General features: G+C 73.2%; 12 protein-coding genes. 8 read left to right on the top strand and 4 right to left on the bottom strand.

The genetic code is table 11. The features are described from left to right. Positions 1–53 precede the first annotated feature (53 nt). On the bottom strand, positions 54–1550 hold the full coding sequence (locus ACFYQ5_RS10125; protein WP_389195838.1) for a bifunctional phosphatase PAP2/diacylglycerol kinase family protein: 1497 nt from the start codon (positions 1548–1550) through the stop codon (positions 54–56). Positions 1551–1765: 215 nt separating this feature from the next. Here ACFYQ5_RS10125 and ACFYQ5_RS10120 point away from each other — a divergent pair, with 215 nt between their 5' ends. From ACFYQ5_RS10120 to ACFYQ5_RS10105, 4 genes are all read left to right on the top strand, one after another. Then, positions 1766–2539 (top strand): IclR family transcriptional regulator, encoded by a 774-nt coding sequence (locus tag ACFYQ5_RS10120; RefSeq protein WP_389195835.1) that lies wholly within the window; start codon positions 1766–1768, stop codon positions 2537–2539. Next, positions 2536–3384 (top strand): SMP-30/gluconolactonase/LRE family protein, encoded by an 849-nt coding sequence (locus ACFYQ5_RS10115; protein ID WP_389195827.1) that lies wholly within the window; start codon positions 2536–2538, stop codon positions 3382–3384. The genes ACFYQ5_RS10120 and ACFYQ5_RS10115 overlap by 4 nt, the downstream gene beginning before the upstream one ends. Before the next feature lie 117 nt (positions 3385–3501). Beyond that, on the top strand, positions 3502–4740 hold the full coding sequence (locus ACFYQ5_RS10110; protein WP_389195824.1) for an aminotransferase class I/II-fold pyridoxal phosphate-dependent enzyme: 1239 nt from the start codon (positions 3502–3504) through the stop codon (positions 4738–4740). Between the two features lie 13 nt (positions 4741–4753). Further along, positions 4754–5779 (top strand): MBL fold metallo-hydrolase, encoded by a 1026-nt coding sequence (locus tag ACFYQ5_RS10105; protein ID WP_389195821.1) that lies wholly within the window; start codon positions 4754–4756, stop codon positions 5777–5779. A 27-nt stretch (positions 5780–5806) separates the two neighbouring features. Here the strand turns inward: ACFYQ5_RS10105 and ACFYQ5_RS10100 are convergent, their stop codons facing one another. Both ACFYQ5_RS10100 and ACFYQ5_RS10095 read right to left on the bottom strand, forming a co-directional pair. Then, positions 5807–6424 carry a DedA family protein gene (locus ACFYQ5_RS10100; RefSeq protein WP_389195818.1) on the bottom strand — a complete coding sequence of 206 codons (618 nt, stop codon included), beginning with the start codon at positions 6422–6424 and terminating at the stop codon, positions 5807–5809. Next, positions 6421–7197, bottom strand: coding sequence for an MBL fold metallo-hydrolase (locus tag ACFYQ5_RS10095; RefSeq protein ID WP_389195815.1), 777 nt, complete (start codon positions 7195–7197; stop codon positions 6421–6423). Before ACFYQ5_RS10095 ends, ACFYQ5_RS10100 begins: the two co-directional genes overlap by 4 nt. Positions 7198–7376: 179 nt before the next feature. On the opposite strand from ACFYQ5_RS10095, the gene ACFYQ5_RS10090 reads away from it, so the two are divergent. Together ACFYQ5_RS10090 and ACFYQ5_RS10085 are read left to right on the top strand one after the other, a co-directional pair. Then, positions 7377–7793 carry a hypothetical protein gene (locus ACFYQ5_RS10090; RefSeq protein WP_389195812.1) on the top strand — a complete coding sequence of 139 codons (417 nt, stop codon included), beginning with the start codon at positions 7377–7379 and terminating at the stop codon, positions 7791–7793. Between the two features lie 102 nt (positions 7794–7895). Next, the gene (locus ACFYQ5_RS10085; RefSeq protein WP_389195808.1) at positions 7896–10097 is read left to right on the top strand and encodes a phage holin family protein; all 2202 of its coding nucleotides are present in this window, start codon (positions 7896–7898) and stop codon (positions 10095–10097) included. A 13-nt stretch (positions 10098–10110) separates the two neighbouring features. Here the strand turns inward: ACFYQ5_RS10085 and ACFYQ5_RS10080 are convergent, their stop codons facing one another. Continuing rightward, entirely contained in the window at positions 10111–11166 is a 1056-nt protein-coding gene (locus ACFYQ5_RS10080) for a LacI family DNA-binding transcriptional regulator (protein WP_389195805.1), read from the bottom strand. Positions 11167–11266: 100 nt separating this feature from the next. On the opposite strand from ACFYQ5_RS10080, the gene ligA reads away from it, so the two are divergent. Together ligA and ACFYQ5_RS10070 are read left to right on the top strand one after the other, a co-directional pair. Beyond that, positions 11267–13363 carry an NAD-dependent DNA ligase LigA gene (gene ligA / locus ACFYQ5_RS10075; protein WP_389195802.1) on the top strand — a complete coding sequence of 699 codons (2097 nt, stop codon included), beginning with the start codon at positions 11267–11269 and terminating at the stop codon, positions 13361–13363. 149 nt (positions 13364–13512) lie between these two features. Next, positions 13513–14361: a rod shape-determining protein MreC gene (locus tag ACFYQ5_RS10070; protein WP_389195799.1), complete on the top strand. Its 849-nt coding sequence runs from the start codon at positions 13513–13515 to the stop codon at positions 14359–14361. Positions 14362–14773: the final 412 nt, after the last annotated feature.

The raw sequence follows: 14773 nt of genomic DNA, 5'->3' as shown, positions 1-14773 counted from the left end.
CGGTACGCCGCGATGTCGGATTCTGAGATAGGCGTCTCATCATGCGGTCGTCTTTACAGCGGCATCGGGCAGTACACCGTCAGCGCTTCCGGCAGCTTGTCGATCAGCAACTCCTTTCCGGAGTGCGCCACTTCGCCGTCGTAGGCATACGGAGTGCCCGGCGTGAGCCCGGCGAGCCGCACCTTGCGGCGGCGTACGGCCGCGTGGACGGGCGACCGGGACAGCGGTCCGGCGACCGCTGCGGCGAGCAGCCGGAGGCCGGGGGTGCGGCCGCCGTGCACCACGCGTACGTCCAGCAGGCCGTCCGCCAGGTTGTGGCGGCGGCCCGGTGCGGGACCCACTCGCTGGAACAGCCCGTTGCCCACGAAGAGGAGCCACAACGGCCGTCGTCGGCCCTGGAGTTCGGCCGTCAGGGGGCGTGAGCCGCGCAGTGCCTCGAGGGCCGCGAGCACTCCCGCGGGCCAGCCGCCGATCCTGGGTGCCCAGTGCTCCCGGGTCCGCACGAGTTCCGGATACACGCCCAGGCTGAAGGCGTTGAGGAAGTAGCCGTGTGCCCCGCCCGGCCCCTGAGGTCCCGGCCGGAAGCGGCCCAGGTCGACCCGGACCGCGTCGCCCGAGGTGAGCGCCGTCACCGTGTCGTGCACGGTCTCGATGCCGAGGTCGTACGCGAAGTGGTTGAGGGTCCCGCCGGGGAACACGGCGAGCGGCATGCTGTGCGTCGCGGCGACGGCCGCCGCCATGTTGACCGTTCCGTCGCCCCCGCAGACCCCCAGGGCCTTGCCCTGCCGGGCCGCCTTCTCCAGACACCCCGGAAGATCGGCGGGCGCGCACTCCACCGTCTCCGCGAGCGGCAGCGCATCGCGGATGAGGGTCGCCGCCGCGGTCGCGGAACCGGACTCCCGGTTGACGACCACCACCAGATCCTGGCCGGCGGGCAGTGCGGGGGCCTCGGCCGGCGGCCGGCCCGGAGCCGGCAGCTGTCCACGGGTCGGCACGACGCCCCGTAGGGCGAACGCGGCCCCTATGCCGAGCGCCGCACCGGCCAGTACGTCGCTCGGATAGTGGACCCCGGTGTAGACCCGGGAGGCGGCCACGGCCGCCGCCACCGGGGCGACGACCGCGCCCCAGCCCCTGGACTCCAGGGCGACGCCCGTCGCGAAGGCCGCCGCGGAAGCCGCGTGCCCGGAGGGGAAGGACGTGGTGAACGGCTGCCGCTTCAGCTGCCTCATGACCGGGACCAGGTCCACTGTCGGGCGCTCCCTGCGCACCGCCCCCTTGCCCACGGTGTTGATGGCGGCCGAGGCCACGGCCAGCGAGGCGATCCCGCGCAGCGCCGCCCTCCTGGACCGTGCCCCGGAGCCCAGCGCCGCCATGCCCGCGGCGGCCCCGAACCACAGCAGGCCGTGATTGGCGCTGCGGCTGAGCCGAGGCAGGACCGACTCGGCGCCGGGCCAGTGTCTTTGCGCCACGCGCTGGAACGCGGCGAGATCGCGCTGGTGGAACCGGGCCCGCCAGCGGCCGGGGTGGGGGAGGCTGCTCGTTGTCGACATGGGACAGCGAATACCCTGCGACCGGGTGGTGAACCAGGAGACGCGCAGGGTGGACTCCGCCGACTCCCGGTCGAATCAGAGGGAATGCGGTGGATTGCCCCCGTCCCGCCCGCTCCGTCGCGCCGAGGACGTTGCCCGGACAAGTTCCCTGCGGTTAGCCTGCGTTCGTGATTCCGGTCATTGACCGGAGTGTCGAACGAGATTGGCGGGCGATCATGGGACGACTCGTCCCTGCGGTGACCAGGGCGCTGGATGTTCTCGAACTCTTTCTCCAGGGCGAGGGAACCCTTTCCGCCCCCGAGGTCACGCGCAAGCTCCAACTGCCGCGGACCACCGTCCATGAACTGCTCACCACACTCGCCGCACGGTCCTACCTGGTCACGGTGCCGGAACAGCCGGGCCGCTACCGGCTGGGCGTGCGCACGTACCAGCTCGGCAGCCGTTACGCCGAGCAGCTCGACCTGGCGGCCGAGGGTCAGCAGGTGGCCCGTGAGGTCGCCGAGACATGTGGCGAGACGGTTCATGTGGCGATCCTGGAGGGCACCGAGGTCATCTACATCGCCAAGGTGGACTCCACGCACGCCGTTCGTATGGTCTCCGCCGCGGGCCGTAAGCTGCCCGCCCACTGCACCTCCGTCGGCAAGCTGCTGCTCGCCGCCCTCCCGGAGGCGGAGCTGGACGCCCGCCTCGACGGGCGCGAGCTCATCGCCATGACCGACAACAGCCTCACCGACGCCCTGGAACTGCGGGCCGCGCTCGCCGTCGTGCGCAAGCGGGGCATAGCGGTGGAGCACCGGGAGTCGAACCCGGATGTGAGCTGTGTGGCCGCGCCCGTCCGGGACCGGTCCGGACGCGTCGTCGCCGCGCTCTCCATCTCCGTGCCGATGATCCGCTGGAGCGAGGAGCGCGAGGCGGAACTGGCCCAGCTCGCGGCGGGCGGCGCCGACGCGCTGTCCGGCCGGCTCGGACACCACCGGGGCCAGGTATGAGGCCGGCCCTGGAAGTGGCCGTGCGGGAGCGGGCCGAGCTGGGTGAGGGCCCCACCTGGGACCAGGCGGGCGGGCGGCTGATCTGGGTCGACATCCTCTCCGCGCGCGTCCACACCTACGACCCGTCGACCGGCCGCCGTACGGTCATGGCCACCGGCCAGCACGTCGGAGCCGCGAAGCCACGGGCGGGCGGCGGCCTCGTGGTCGTCCTGCGGGACGGCACGGGACTGTACGACGCCGACGGCGCCTTCTCCTGGCTGGTCCACGAGCCCGTTCCCGGGCGGCGGGGCAACGACGCGGCCGTGGCACCGGACGGCGCGCTCTGGGCGGGCACCATGCGCTACGACGAGGCGGAGGGGGGCGGCTCGCTGTCCCGGATCGCCCCGGACGGCACGGTGAGCGGCGTCCTGGACACGGTGACGGTCAGCAACGGCACCGGATGGAGCCCGGACGGCCGGCTCATGTACTACGCCGACACCCCCACCCGGCGCATCGACGTCTTCGACGTGGCGGGGGAGCGTGTCCTGAACAGGCGCCCCTTCGCCACCGTGGAGCAGGGTTCCGGCTGGCCGGACGGCCTGACGGTGGACGCCGAGGGCTGCGTGTGGACCGCCCTCTGGGACGGTGCGGCGATCCACCGCTACACCCCCGACGGCCGGCTGGACCGGGTCGTGGCGCTTCCGGTCCGGCGGCCCACGGCGTGCGCGTTCGGCGGGCCCGGCCTCCGCGACCTGTACGTGTCCACCGCCCGGACGGGTCTGGACGCACCTCATCCGCTGTCGGGCTCCCTGCTCGTGCTGCCGGACGTGGGTCAGGGGCTGCCGGGGACACCGTTCGGCGGATGAGCGGACGGAGGGCCGGAGTACGTATTTCCGGCGCATCCGCAGCCGGTGCGGGGGCGGACCCCGGGGAACCTCCGTATAAAGGGCCTGAGGGCGACGCAGTCGGAGGGAGGCACCGGGATGCACGCGAGCGCGCGGAAGCCTCCCCGCCCCCTCGGGGAGGACCACGGTCCGGTCCGGTACGGGCCGCCCGCCCCCGACCCCGGCCTTCCCGTGCTGCCCGAGCTCGCCCGCGTACTGGCCGCGTCGGCCGCGCGGACCCGTCCCGAACCCCCCGGAGGCGGAACGATTCTGCGGGAAGCGGCCGCCGCCTACTGGGACCGGCGGGGCCTGCACGGCGGGCCCGAGAACATCGCGGCGGCCCCGGGTGCCCAGCCGCTCCTGCTCGCCCTGATCGCCGCGTACGGCGGCGACGTGCTCATGCCCCGGCCCTGCCCCGCCACCTGGATGCCGCAGGCAAGGCTGCTGGGCCGGCCCGCCTACCATGTGCCGACCCCCGCCGAGTGCGGCGGTATCCCCGACCCGTACGCCCTGCTGGAGACCGTACGCAGGGTGCGCGCCGAGGGCGGTAGGCCCCGACTGCTCCTGATCTCCGTGGTCGACGACCCGACCGCGACCCTCGCCCCGCCGGAACTGGTCCGCGAGGCGTGCGAGGCCGCGGTCTCCGAAGGGCTGCACATCGTCAGCGACGAGACCTGGCGTGACACCTTGCACCGGCCCCACGACACCGTCCTGCTCAGCCCCGCCGAGATGTGCCCCGACGACGTCACCGTCCTGTCCGACCTGGCCGGATCCCTCACCCCGTCCGCCTGGCCCGTCGCCGTAGCACGCTTTCCGGCCACCGCCCGCGCCGCAGCGCGCCGTGCCCGGGTCCTCGACATCCTCACCGCGCTGGGCGCCCTCGTCGCGGAGCCGGTCGCCAGAGCGGCCGCCCACGCGCTGGACGAACCGGAGGCCGTCCGGGCGAGGATCCGGCAGGCGGCGCACCTCCAGGCCCACGTGGCCTCCGCCGCACACCGCGCGGTGCTCACCGTCGGCGCCCTCGCCAGGCCGCCGCAGGCCGGCCGCCACCTCTACGCCGATCTCGGCCCGCTGCGCCCCCGGCTGGCCGCCCGGGGTGTCACGGACTCCATGGAGCTGGAGGACTACCTGACGCAACGTCTCGGTGCCCCCGCTCCCGGCGGTCACCGGTTCGGGGACGAACTGGGAGCGCTGCGGGTGCGACTGAGTACCGGTCCACTGCTCGGCTCAACCCCGGAGCAGCAGAGGGAGTCCCTCACTGCGGTGGAGCCCCTGGAATTGCCCCATGTCGCCCGAGCACTGAGCATTTTCGCAGCAGCCCTCGATGAACTCCGATGACAGGAGCCTCTCGATGACGGAACAGACCGAGCGTCCGTTCGTCGGCGCCGGCCGCGCGCCCACAGGCCGTCCCGTCGCCCCTCCGCGCCGCCTCGGCGAGCTCCGGAGCTGGCCCCGCAGCTTCGCCGACCGGCTCACCGCACCCCTCCCGGGTGTCAGGGGCATGACGCGTCTGGCCAGGGAGCGCGCCCTGCGGCCCAACGCCGAGGGGCTCCGGGGTATTCACCGGCTGCCGTACGCACCCCGGCCGCTGCCCGTCACGGACACGGACACGACGGCGGTCACCTGGGCCGGACACGCCAGCTGGGTCGTCCGCATCGGCGGGCTCACCGTTCTCACGGACCCGGTCTGGTCCCGGCGCATCCTGGGCACCCCGGCCAGGATCACCCCGGTCGGCGTCCGCTGGGAGGAACTGCCGGATGTCGACGCGGTCCTGATCAGCCACAACCACTACGACCACCTGGACGCCCCGACCCTCCGCAGGCTGCCGAGGGACACCCCGCTCCTCGTACCCGCCGGTCTCGGCCGCTGGTGCCGTCGCCGCCGCTTCACCTGCGTCACCGAGCTCGACTGGTGGGAATCGGTGGAACTCGACGGTGTCCGGTTCGACTTCGTGCCCTCCCACCACTGGTCCAAGCGCACCCTCCTGGACACCTGCCGGTCCCTGTGGGGCGGCTGGGTGATCGGCGACGCGGCGGGACGGCGGCTCTACTTCGCGGGGGACACCGGCTACGGCCACTGGTTCAAGGAGATCGGCCGCCGCTACCCCGGCCTGGACCTGGCCATGCTGCCGATCGGGGCGTACGAACCGCGCTGGTGGCTCTCGGACGTGCACACCGACCCCGAGGAGGCCGTCCAGGCGTACGAGGACCTCGGGGCCCGCGCGATGGCCCCGATGCACTGGGCGACGTTCCTGCTCTCCGCCGAACCGGTGCTCGAACCGCTGACCCGGCTCCGCACGGCCTGGCAGCAGGCCGGATACCCGCGCGCCGACCTCTGGGACCTGCCGGTCGGCGGCTCACGCGTCCTGGAAGCCTGACCGGTGTCCGGCCGGCGCACCGGCCCCTCAGTCGGCCATGCGAGTCCGCAGCCGCCGCCAGAGCGCAGGGGCTCCACTGATCAGCAGCGTCAGCACGACCGCCGCGAGCACGCCCTCCCACGGTTCGGGGAACAGCGAACCGCCCAGGAGACCGATCAGCTGATACGTCGCCGCCCAGGCCAGGCACGCGGGCACATCGCCACGGGCGAACCGCCGCAGCGGCATCCGGGCGAGCAGACAGGCCAGCATCACCGGTATCCGACCGGCCGGGATCAGGCGGGACAGCACCAGCACCGTCCCGCTCTGCTCGTCCAGCTTCCGCCGCGCCTGGGCGAGCCGCTCCGGAGCGGCCCGGCTGGTGATCGCCTCCAGCCACTTCGAGCCGTTCTTGGACCGCACCCCGCGCTTGCCCAGCCAGTACAGGCATATGTCCCCGAGGAACGCCGCGCCCGAGGCCACGGCGAACACCACGAGCAGGGCGATCGGTGACGTCTGGTGGAACGCCACCACGGCCGCCGAACTCACCAGCACCCCCGTCGGCACCACGGGCACCAGCGACCCCAGCGCCACGAGCAGGAACAACGACGGGTAGCCGACGGCCTGCTGCGTCGCCTCGGTCGGCAGCTGCCGCAGCACTTCGATCATCTTCGGGCCTCCGGCCTCACATGCTCGCCGTGCCCCAGCCGGTGCACCGTCACTTCCGGTGCCACCCGCGCCGCCTTCCGGACGAATTCGTCCCCCGGCGCGTGGAACTCGTGCGGCCGGATCCCGTCCATCCCGATCGGCCAGTACGTGCCGTAGTGCACCGGCACCGCGGCCCGCGGCTCCAGCAGGGTCAGCACCTGCGCGGCGCGGGCCGCGTCCAGATGGTGAGGGCCCAGATGGGGCCCCCAGCCGCCGACCGGAAGCAGCGCCACATCGACCGGACCCACCGCGTCGGCCATGTCGTCGAACAGCCCGGTGTCCCCGGCGAAATAAGTGCGGGCCTCGCCCTCGACGACGTACCCGAGAGCGGGCGCCCGGTGCGGGCCGACCGGCAGCCGGCGCCCGTCGTGCAGGGCCGGAACCGCGCGGACCAGGACCTCGCCGACCCGCACCACGTCACCCGGGGCGACCTCGGAGATCCGCAGTCCCCGTGCCCGGCGCAGCAGGCGGAGGCCAGGGACGGCCCGGACGGCGCCCCGGGGCACGATCAGCAGGCTGCCGGGGGCGAGACGGGCCAGGGAGGGCAGATGCAGATGGTCGGAGTGCAGGTGGGAGATCAGGACCGCGTCGGCGACCGCGGCCTCCGGCGGCGGGACGTCACCCCGGCGCCGGCGCAGATGCGCGAAGCGCCGCGCGAACAGCGGATCGGTCAGCACCCGGACCCCGGTGTCCTCGATCGTGCAGGTGGCATGACCCCACCAGGTGACCTCCACCGACCCGCCTCCTCGCCCGCGCCCCCGTCGTCCCCGTACGCGTACGAGGGTAGGCGCTCCGCGCCCGTCCCACGCCGGAGTGCTTCCGCACACCGGTTCCGGAACGGCAGCGGGCGGCTACGGAGGGCTACGGCAGGGGTAGGGTCGTCGCCAGCATCCGAGTACGGGGGGATCCGTCGATGGACGACGTCAGCGCAGGCTTACGGGTGGCGGCCATCGCCAGCCTCACACCGCTGGAGGAGCTCGACGGCGACCCGTTCCTCGTCGACACCCGCAGCCAGCACGCCATGTGCGCACGCTGGGCCGCCGACCGGGGATACGTCGTCACCCGCCAGCTCCGGGTCTACGGGCTGCGCCCCGATCACCGTGCCCTGTGGTCGGGGGGCGAGGACGGACAGGTCGAGCTGTTCGTGGCCCCCAACGACCGGGTGCTCGCCCGCGCACTCGCCTCGGTGCCGGACTTCGAGGCGGAGTGCGAGCGACGCGGCGTCCGGCTGGAGATCGCCGGCCTTGAGGAGCCCCTCTACACCGCGCGCACCAAGGCCAGTGTCCACCGCAGGCTCTCCATGCCGACCGCGGGATACGACGGCTGCTGATACCCGCAGAGGGCCCGGGGCCTCGAAGAAGCCGGAAAGGGCTATGACAGGCTTGACACGGGCCCATGACGAACACCGGGCCCGGACGTGAGGTGGAACGGCGTGAGTGACGGGCGATGGCGTAGAGCTGGGGGAACCCTCATACGCGTGATCTCGGTGTGGGCCGTCTCCACCCTCACCATGCTGGCACTGGCGGGGATCCTGCCCGACTTCCAGCTCCAGGCGGACGACGGGGACACCGTCACGAGGACCGCTTTCACCGCGGCCTGGGGTGCGGGTGCCTTCGGTCTGCTCTCCGCGCTGGTGTGGCCCGTGCTCGTCAGAGCCCTGCTCATCGTTCCAGCCCTGGTGCTGGGCGCCCTGGTCTTCTTCCTCAACGGCTCGCTGCTGCTCATCGCCCTGCGACTCATCCCGGACGGGCGCGGCGACGCCGCCCCGGAGACCGCCGTCCTCGTGGCGGCCGTCATGTCCGCCGTCGCCTCCGCGACCTCCACCGCCCTCGCGGTCCGTGACGACGACGCCTACCGGCGCAGACTCTCCCGCCTCGCCGACCGGCGCCGCAGACGCAGCGGCACACCGCAGAGCGCGGACGGCGGGCGCGGCGGCCCGCCCGGCATCGTGTTCGTCCAGCTCGACGGTGTCGGCCACGACGTACTCGGACAGGCCGCGGCCGACGGCCTCATGCCGACCGTGGCCGGCCTGCTCGCCGACGACGCCGGCCACCGGCTGACCCCGTGGACCACCGACTGGTCCAGCCAGACCGGCGCCAGCCAGCTCGGCATCCTGCACGGCAGCAACTTCGACGTACCGGCCTTCCGCTGGTTCGAGAAGGAGACCGGCACCGTCATGGTCTCCAGCAGACCGGCGAGCGCACTCGAACTGCAGCGCAGGGCCATCGCCCGCACCCACGACGGCGGGCTGCTCACCGTCGACGGCGCGAGCCGGGGCAACCTCTTCAGCGGCGGCGCGGACCAGCTCGCCCTGGTCCTGTCGATGGCCGCCAGACTGGGCAAGGGGCGCCGCTCGCGCGCCGGCTACTTCGCCTACTTCTCCGACCCGGCCAACGCCGTCCGTACGGCCCTTTCCTTCGTCGCCGAGGTGGGCCGGGAGATGGGCCAGTCCGTCCGGGCGCGGGTGCGGAAGGAGTCACCCCGGGTCAAGCGCGGCGGTCTGTACCCCTTCATCAGGGCGTTCGCGACCGTCGTCGAACGCGACGTGGTGGTCGCCGCGGTGATCGGCGACATGTTCGCGGGACGCACCGCGGTCTACGCCGACCTGGTCGCCTACGACGAGGTCGCCCACCACTCCGGGCCGTTCAGCAGGGACGCGGAGAAGGTCCTGACCCGGCTCGACCGCTCCCTGGGCCTCATTCTGAAGATCGCGGACCACACCCCGCGCGACTACCGCATCGTGCTGCTGTCCGACCACGGCCAGAGCCCCGGGGACACCTTCGCGGGACGGTACGGCCTCACCCTCAAGGACCTCGTACGGGCCGGCTGCGGGCTGCCCGTCCCGCGCCGGGCGCAGCGCACCCGCAGCGCGTCGGAAGCCCGCGACGCGGTCCGCATCGCACTGCACAGGCCGGTCGACGGGGAAGAGGAGGCGGAGCACCCCGAAAAGCCCTCCGACCCGGTGGTGCTCGCCTCCGGGAACCTGGGGCTGCTGTCGTTCCCGGACATCGAGGGACGGGCCTCGCGCGAACAGCTCGACCGCCGCTACCCCGCACTGCTCGGCACGCTCGCGGCCCATCCCGGGATCGGCTTCCTGCTCGTACGGAGCGGGAAACACGGGTCGGTGGTGCTGGGCCGGGACGGGACGGAGGTCCCGGTGGCGGAGCTCAGGGACGGGGAGGGGCCGATCGCCGTCTTCGGGCCGGGTGCGGCGGACGCGGTGCGGCGCACCGACACCTTCCCGCACGTGGCGGACGTCATGGTCAACTCGGTGTACGACCCCGGGACCGGTCGCGTACACGCTTTCGAGGAGCAGATCGGCTCGCACGGGGGGCTCGGCGGCGAACAGTCGCGGCCGTTCCTGCTGTGGCCGAGGACGCTGACGGACCCGCTCGACGCCGTGGCGGCGGACACCCCCGGGGCGGTGTCTCCGGCCGGGCCGGTGGGCGCGGAGGCGGTGCACCGGGTGCTGGCCCGCTGGCTGAGGGAGCTCTCCGGGCCCCAGGTACCGCTGCGGCAGGAGGGCTTCACCGGGGCGGTGCGGGCGGACGAACCGCTCCCGGACGCGCCGGCCGGCGCGGAGGATGTGCCCGACCCCGACCCCGACGACGCCGTCCCGGGCGCCCGCGGCTGAAGAGCCGCAGGTGTCAGGCGGACTCCCGCCGCACCAGCGTCGGATGGAAGACCACGGACGGTGCGGGGCCGTCGCCCGGTCTGCCGATCTGCTTCAGGAGCAGCCGGGCCGTCTCGGCAGCCATCTCCTCCACCGGTTGACGCACCGTCGTCAGCGGCGGATCGCAGGCGACCGCCGCGTTGCTGTCGTCGAAGCCCACCACCGCGACATCCCCCGGCACGTCCCTGCCCGCCCGCAGCAGCACGGGCAGAGCCCCCAGGGCCATCAGGTCCGAGGCGATGAACACCGCGTCCAGGTCCGGCCGTTCGCGCAACAGCTGCCGCATGGCCGAAGCCCCGCCCGTGTGGGTGAAATCCCCCTCGGCGGTCACCACGTCCCCGATGCCGTGCTGCTCCAGCGCGTCCAGGAAGCCGGTCAGGCGGACCTGGCCCGCAGGCATGTCCTGCGGGCCCGCCACCGTTCCGATCCGCCGTCGGCCCAGGGCCGCCAGATGGTCGGCCGCCAGCTGCGCCCCGGCCCGCTGGTCCGCCTCGACATAGGTGAGCGGCGAGGGTCTTCGGGGCCGGCCGGCCAGTACGGCGGGCAGCCGGGTGTCATGGAGCAGGCCGGGCAGCGGGTCGTCGGCGTGCGAGGAGATCAGCACCACCCCGTCGACATGTCCCTGGCGCAGATACGACAGGAGCTGATTGCGGGAGGCCTCGTCGTCGGCCAGCATCAGCACCATCTGGATCCCGGCGGGACGCAGGACGTCCATCAGCCCGCCCACCACGCGCCCGAAGTGCGGATCGGAGAACATCCGGCCGATGAACGGCTCCGGGACCGGGCGCCGTTCGCGCTCGGACACCACCAGGGCGATCGAGTCGGTCCGCCTGGTCACCAGCGAGCGCGCCGCACGATTGGGGACGTAGCCCGTGGTGGCCACCGCCTCCTCCACGACCCGCCGCAGTGCCGGGTCCACCGTGGTCGCGCCGTTGATCACACGGGACACGGTCGCCCGGGAGACGCCCGCCACCGCGGCCACGTCCTCCAGGGTGGCGGGACGTGCGGGCGGCGGAACGTCGGCTGTCATGCAGTCTTTATACCGGGTGATCCGACGGGCACGCGAAGGGTTCCGGCACGTCAGCGGCCCTGCGGGAGCGTTGTCAGTGGTGGGCGGCAGGATGGTGGTCATGACGACGAACTCAGTTGGTGTGCTCGCCGACACCGCCGCCTACGCGGCTGCCGTGGAAGAGGCGAAGCGTGCCGCCGCCGCGTATTACACCGCAGGTGAGAGCGCGCTCGACGACGACGCGTACGACCGGCTCGTGCGAGGGATCGCCGCCTACGAGGAGGAGCATCCGCAGGAGGTGCTGGACGCCTCGCCGACCGGGAAGGTCGCGGGAGGGGCGGCGTCGGGGGACGTGCCGCACACCGTCCCGATGCTCTCACTGGACAACGTGTTCTCCGCCGAGCAGTTCGTCACCTGGACCGCTTCCGTGGAGCGGCGGATCGGCCGGCCCGTCGCCGCCTGGAGCGTGGAGCCCAAGCTCGACGGGCTCGCCGTCGCCGCGCGCTATCGGCAGGGCCGGCTCGACCAGCTGATCACCCGTGGCGACGGGACGGCGGGGGAGGACGTCTCGCACGCCATCGGGACGGTGCTCGGCCTGCCCGAGCGGCTCGGTGCCCCGGAGACCCTCGAGGTGCGCGGCGAGATCCTCATGACCGACGAGCAGTTCGAACAGGCCAACACGGTGCGCACGGAGCACGGCGCCGCCCCCTTCGCCAATCCGCGGAACGGGGCGGCGGGCACCCTGCGGGCCAAGGACCGTCCGTACCGCGTGGAGATGACCTTCTTCGCGTACGGCGCTCTCGCGCTGCCCGATTCCGGTGAGCTGACGGCCGTCCTGGCCGAACTCCCGCACAGTGAGGTCCTGGAACACGTCGCCGGGCTCGGTGTGCACACGGCGGCGGACACCGCGGTCGCCCCGCGCACCGTCACCACGGCCGAGGAGGTGCGGGCGGGGGTGGAGGACATCGCCGCCCTGCGCGCCTCGCTGCCGTTCGGGATCGACGGCATCGTGATCAAGGCGGACCTGGCGGCCGACCAGCGCGACGCGGGCTCCGGGACGCGGGCACCGCGCTGGGCCATCGCGTACAAGCTCCCCGCCGTGGAGAAGGTCACCCGGCTGCTGGACGTCGAATGGAACGTCGGCAGGACGGGCATCATCGCGCCCCGCGCCGTGCTGGAGCCCGTCGAGATCGACGGATCCACCGTCAGCTTCGCCACGCTGCACAACCCGGCCGACATCACCCGTCGTGATCTGCGGCTGGGCGACCATGTGATGGTCTACAAGGCGGGCGACATCATCCCCCGCATCGAGGCCCCTGTCGCACATCTGCGGACCGGCGAGGAGCGGCCGGTCGCGTTCCCCGAGGTCTGTCCTCAGTGCGGCTCGGAGATCGACATGAGCGAGCAGCGCTGGCGCTGCACCCGGGGCCGTAACTGCCGCGTGGTCGCCTCCATCTCGTACGCCGCCGGGCGCGACCAGCTCGACATCGAAGGCCTCGGCACGACCCGCGTCGTCCAGCTCGTGGACGCGGGCCTCGTCCAGGACTTCGCCGACCTCTTCACACTGGAGCGGGACCAACTGCTCTCCCTGGAGCGGATGGGGGAGACCTCCACCGACAATCTGCTGGCGGCGATCGAGACGGCCAGGACCCGTCCGCTGTCCCGCGTCTTCTGCGCACTCGGCGTACGCGGCACGGGCCGCTCCATGTCACGCCGGATCGCCCGCTACTTCGCCTCGATGGACCGGATCGTCGCCGCCGACGCGGAGGTCCTGCAGCGGGTCGACGGCATAGGCACGGAGAAGGCCGCAGCCGTCGTCCTGGAGCTGGTGGAGCTGGCGCCGCTGATCGGCAAGCTGGTGGCCGCCGGAGTCACCATGACGGAGCCCGGTGCGACCCCGCCGCCGGAGCCCGGCAGCGAACCGGAGGAGGGCTCCGAGGTGCAGGGGACGGAAGGCCTGCCGCTCGGCGGTATGACCGTGGTGGTCACCGGTGCCATGACCGGAGCCCTGGAGAAGCTCTCGCGCAATCAGATGAACGAGCTGATCGAGCGGGCCGGCGGAAAGTCCTCCTCCAGCGTCTCCAAGCGCACGAGTCTGCTCGTCGCGGGGGAGAAGGCCGGATCCAAGCGCACCAAGGCGGAGGAGCTGGAGATCAGGATCGCCACGCCCGAGGAGTTCGCGGAGCTGGTCGAGCCCTATCTGGCCCTGGAGGTGTGAAGGCACGAGCGCGCGTCCGCACCTTGGGATTACCAAGGGAGTGGCGTTTCCATGCCTTGTATCGCATAGTGAAGGATCGATCATGCCTCTCTATCGGCGGTTCGGCGCGAGCCGGCGGCTGTAGCGGCAAGACCTGAGGGTGAGGGCCGATGCGTGCTTCGCGTGACGGACGGCGGCGCGGCCGGCCGGCCCTCGGGCGGCGGGAGGCACCTGCCGTCGCGGCGCACCGGCCGGGCCCCCTCAGGGGACTGGCCATCGACCTGGGCAGCTCCGGAGCCCGCGCCTGGGTCCCGGGGCAGGGCCTCGTCGGCGGACCGTCCGGCTGGGAGGACGGTGTCGGCCGGCCGGTCCGGCGGGGACGCATCGTCGATCCCGAGTCCTGCGCCGGGCTGCTGGGCCGCCTCGCCGACACCGCGCTCGGCGCACACCGGCAGGACAGTGTGATCGTGCTCAGCCATCCGGTTCTGGCCGGGCACGGACACCGCGTGCTGGCGAGGGAACTCCTCGCAGGTCTGGGTGTGTCCGGTGCCGTGGTCCTCAACAGCGCGGGCGCTGTGGCCGCGTGCGCGGGAGGACCGGACGGCGGCCCCATGCTCGTCGTCGACATGGGTGCCGAACTGACCGAAGTGGCCCTGCTCGTCGACGGGACCGTCGTCGACGCCCGCCAGGCCGAGGCGGGACTCAGTGACCTCGAGCCGCTGTCACTGCCTGCCGGACTCGCCCGGAACGTCCTCGATATGATCACGTCCATGTGGCGTGAGGACCAGCACGGCGCGGTACGCGGAGCACTGCGCCGTGGCCCCGTGCTCACCGGCGGCGGAGCGCTCCGCCGCGATGTCACCGACCGGATCGCGGGCTGCCTCGGTGTGCCGGTGCGCGTCGACCCCGATCCCTCGACCGCCGTCGTACGCGGCGCCGCGCTGATCCTGGGCTCCGTCCTGGGTTCCGTCGGCGCGGGCGCGGGCGCGGTGTCCGTCCGCCCGGTCCGGCTGAGGTGAGCCCCCTCCCGGGGGCGCCCCGGGGGAGCGCGCCCCCGCGGGGCCCGCACAGCGCACCACCGCACGTGGCGCGGCACATCCTCGCCGCGCTGCTCCTCGCTGTCGTGGCTCTTCTCGGCGGCGCGCCCGCGGCAGCCGGAGCCGCGCTTCCCGTACGGGGCGCCGCCGCCGCGTATGCCGCACCCGATTCCACGGACCTCTCCGGGCGGAAGACTGTTGTCCGGGCCGTCCCCGCCCGGTGGACGGAGGCCGTCCCCGCACCGGCGCCGCGTGCGGGCGCCGACCGCCCGCACGTCCCGCTCCACGTTCCGCCTCCCGGCCATGGCGCCCTGCCGACGCCCACGCAGTGCCTTCGTCTGCCCCGGGGCGTCGCGCCTCTGGCGGCCGAACCCCCTTTCGTGGCCGTGAGGGC

This window comes from Streptomyces sp. NPDC005794, from assembly GCF_042871445.1.
GTDB lineage: Bacteria > Actinomycetota > Actinomycetes > Streptomycetales > Streptomycetaceae > Streptomyces.
Note: the sequence above shows the minus strand (reverse complement) of the source record. Positions and strands in the feature narration are given on the sequence as shown.

Bases quoted from the DNA above. Each gene is read 5' to 3' on its own strand.
- ACFYQ5_RS10125 (WP_389195838.1), bottom strand. From the start codon at position 1,550: ATGTCGACAACGAGCAGCCTCCCCCACCCCGGCCGCTGGCGGGCCCGG.
- ACFYQ5_RS10120 (WP_389195835.1), top strand. From the start codon at position 1,766: ATGGGACGACTCGTCCCTGCGGTGACCAGGGCGCTGGATGTTCTCGAA.
- ACFYQ5_RS10115 (WP_389195827.1), top strand. From the start codon at position 2,536: ATGAGGCCGGCCCTGGAAGTGGCCGTGCGGGAGCGGGCCGAGCTGGGT.
- ACFYQ5_RS10110 (WP_389195824.1), top strand. From the start codon at position 3,502: ATGCACGCGAGCGCGCGGAAGCCTCCCCGCCCCCTCGGGGAGGACCAC.
- ACFYQ5_RS10105 (WP_389195821.1), top strand. From the start codon at position 4,754: ATGACGGAACAGACCGAGCGTCCGTTCGTCGGCGCCGGCCGCGCGCCC.
- ACFYQ5_RS10100 (WP_389195818.1), bottom strand. From the start codon at position 6,424: ATGATCGAAGTGCTGCGGCAGCTGCCGACCGAGGCGACGCAGCAGGCC.
- ACFYQ5_RS10090 (WP_389195812.1), top strand. From the start codon at position 7,377: ATGGACGACGTCAGCGCAGGCTTACGGGTGGCGGCCATCGCCAGCCTC.
- ACFYQ5_RS10080 (WP_389195805.1), bottom strand. From the start codon at position 11,166: ATGACAGCCGACGTTCCGCCGCCCGCACGTCCCGCCACCCTGGAGGAC.
- ligA (WP_389195802.1), top strand. From the start codon at position 11,267: ATGACGACGAACTCAGTTGGTGTGCTCGCCGACACCGCCGCCTACGCG.
- ACFYQ5_RS10070 (WP_389195799.1), top strand. From the start codon at position 13,513: ATGCGTGCTTCGCGTGACGGACGGCGGCGCGGCCGGCCGGCCCTCGGG.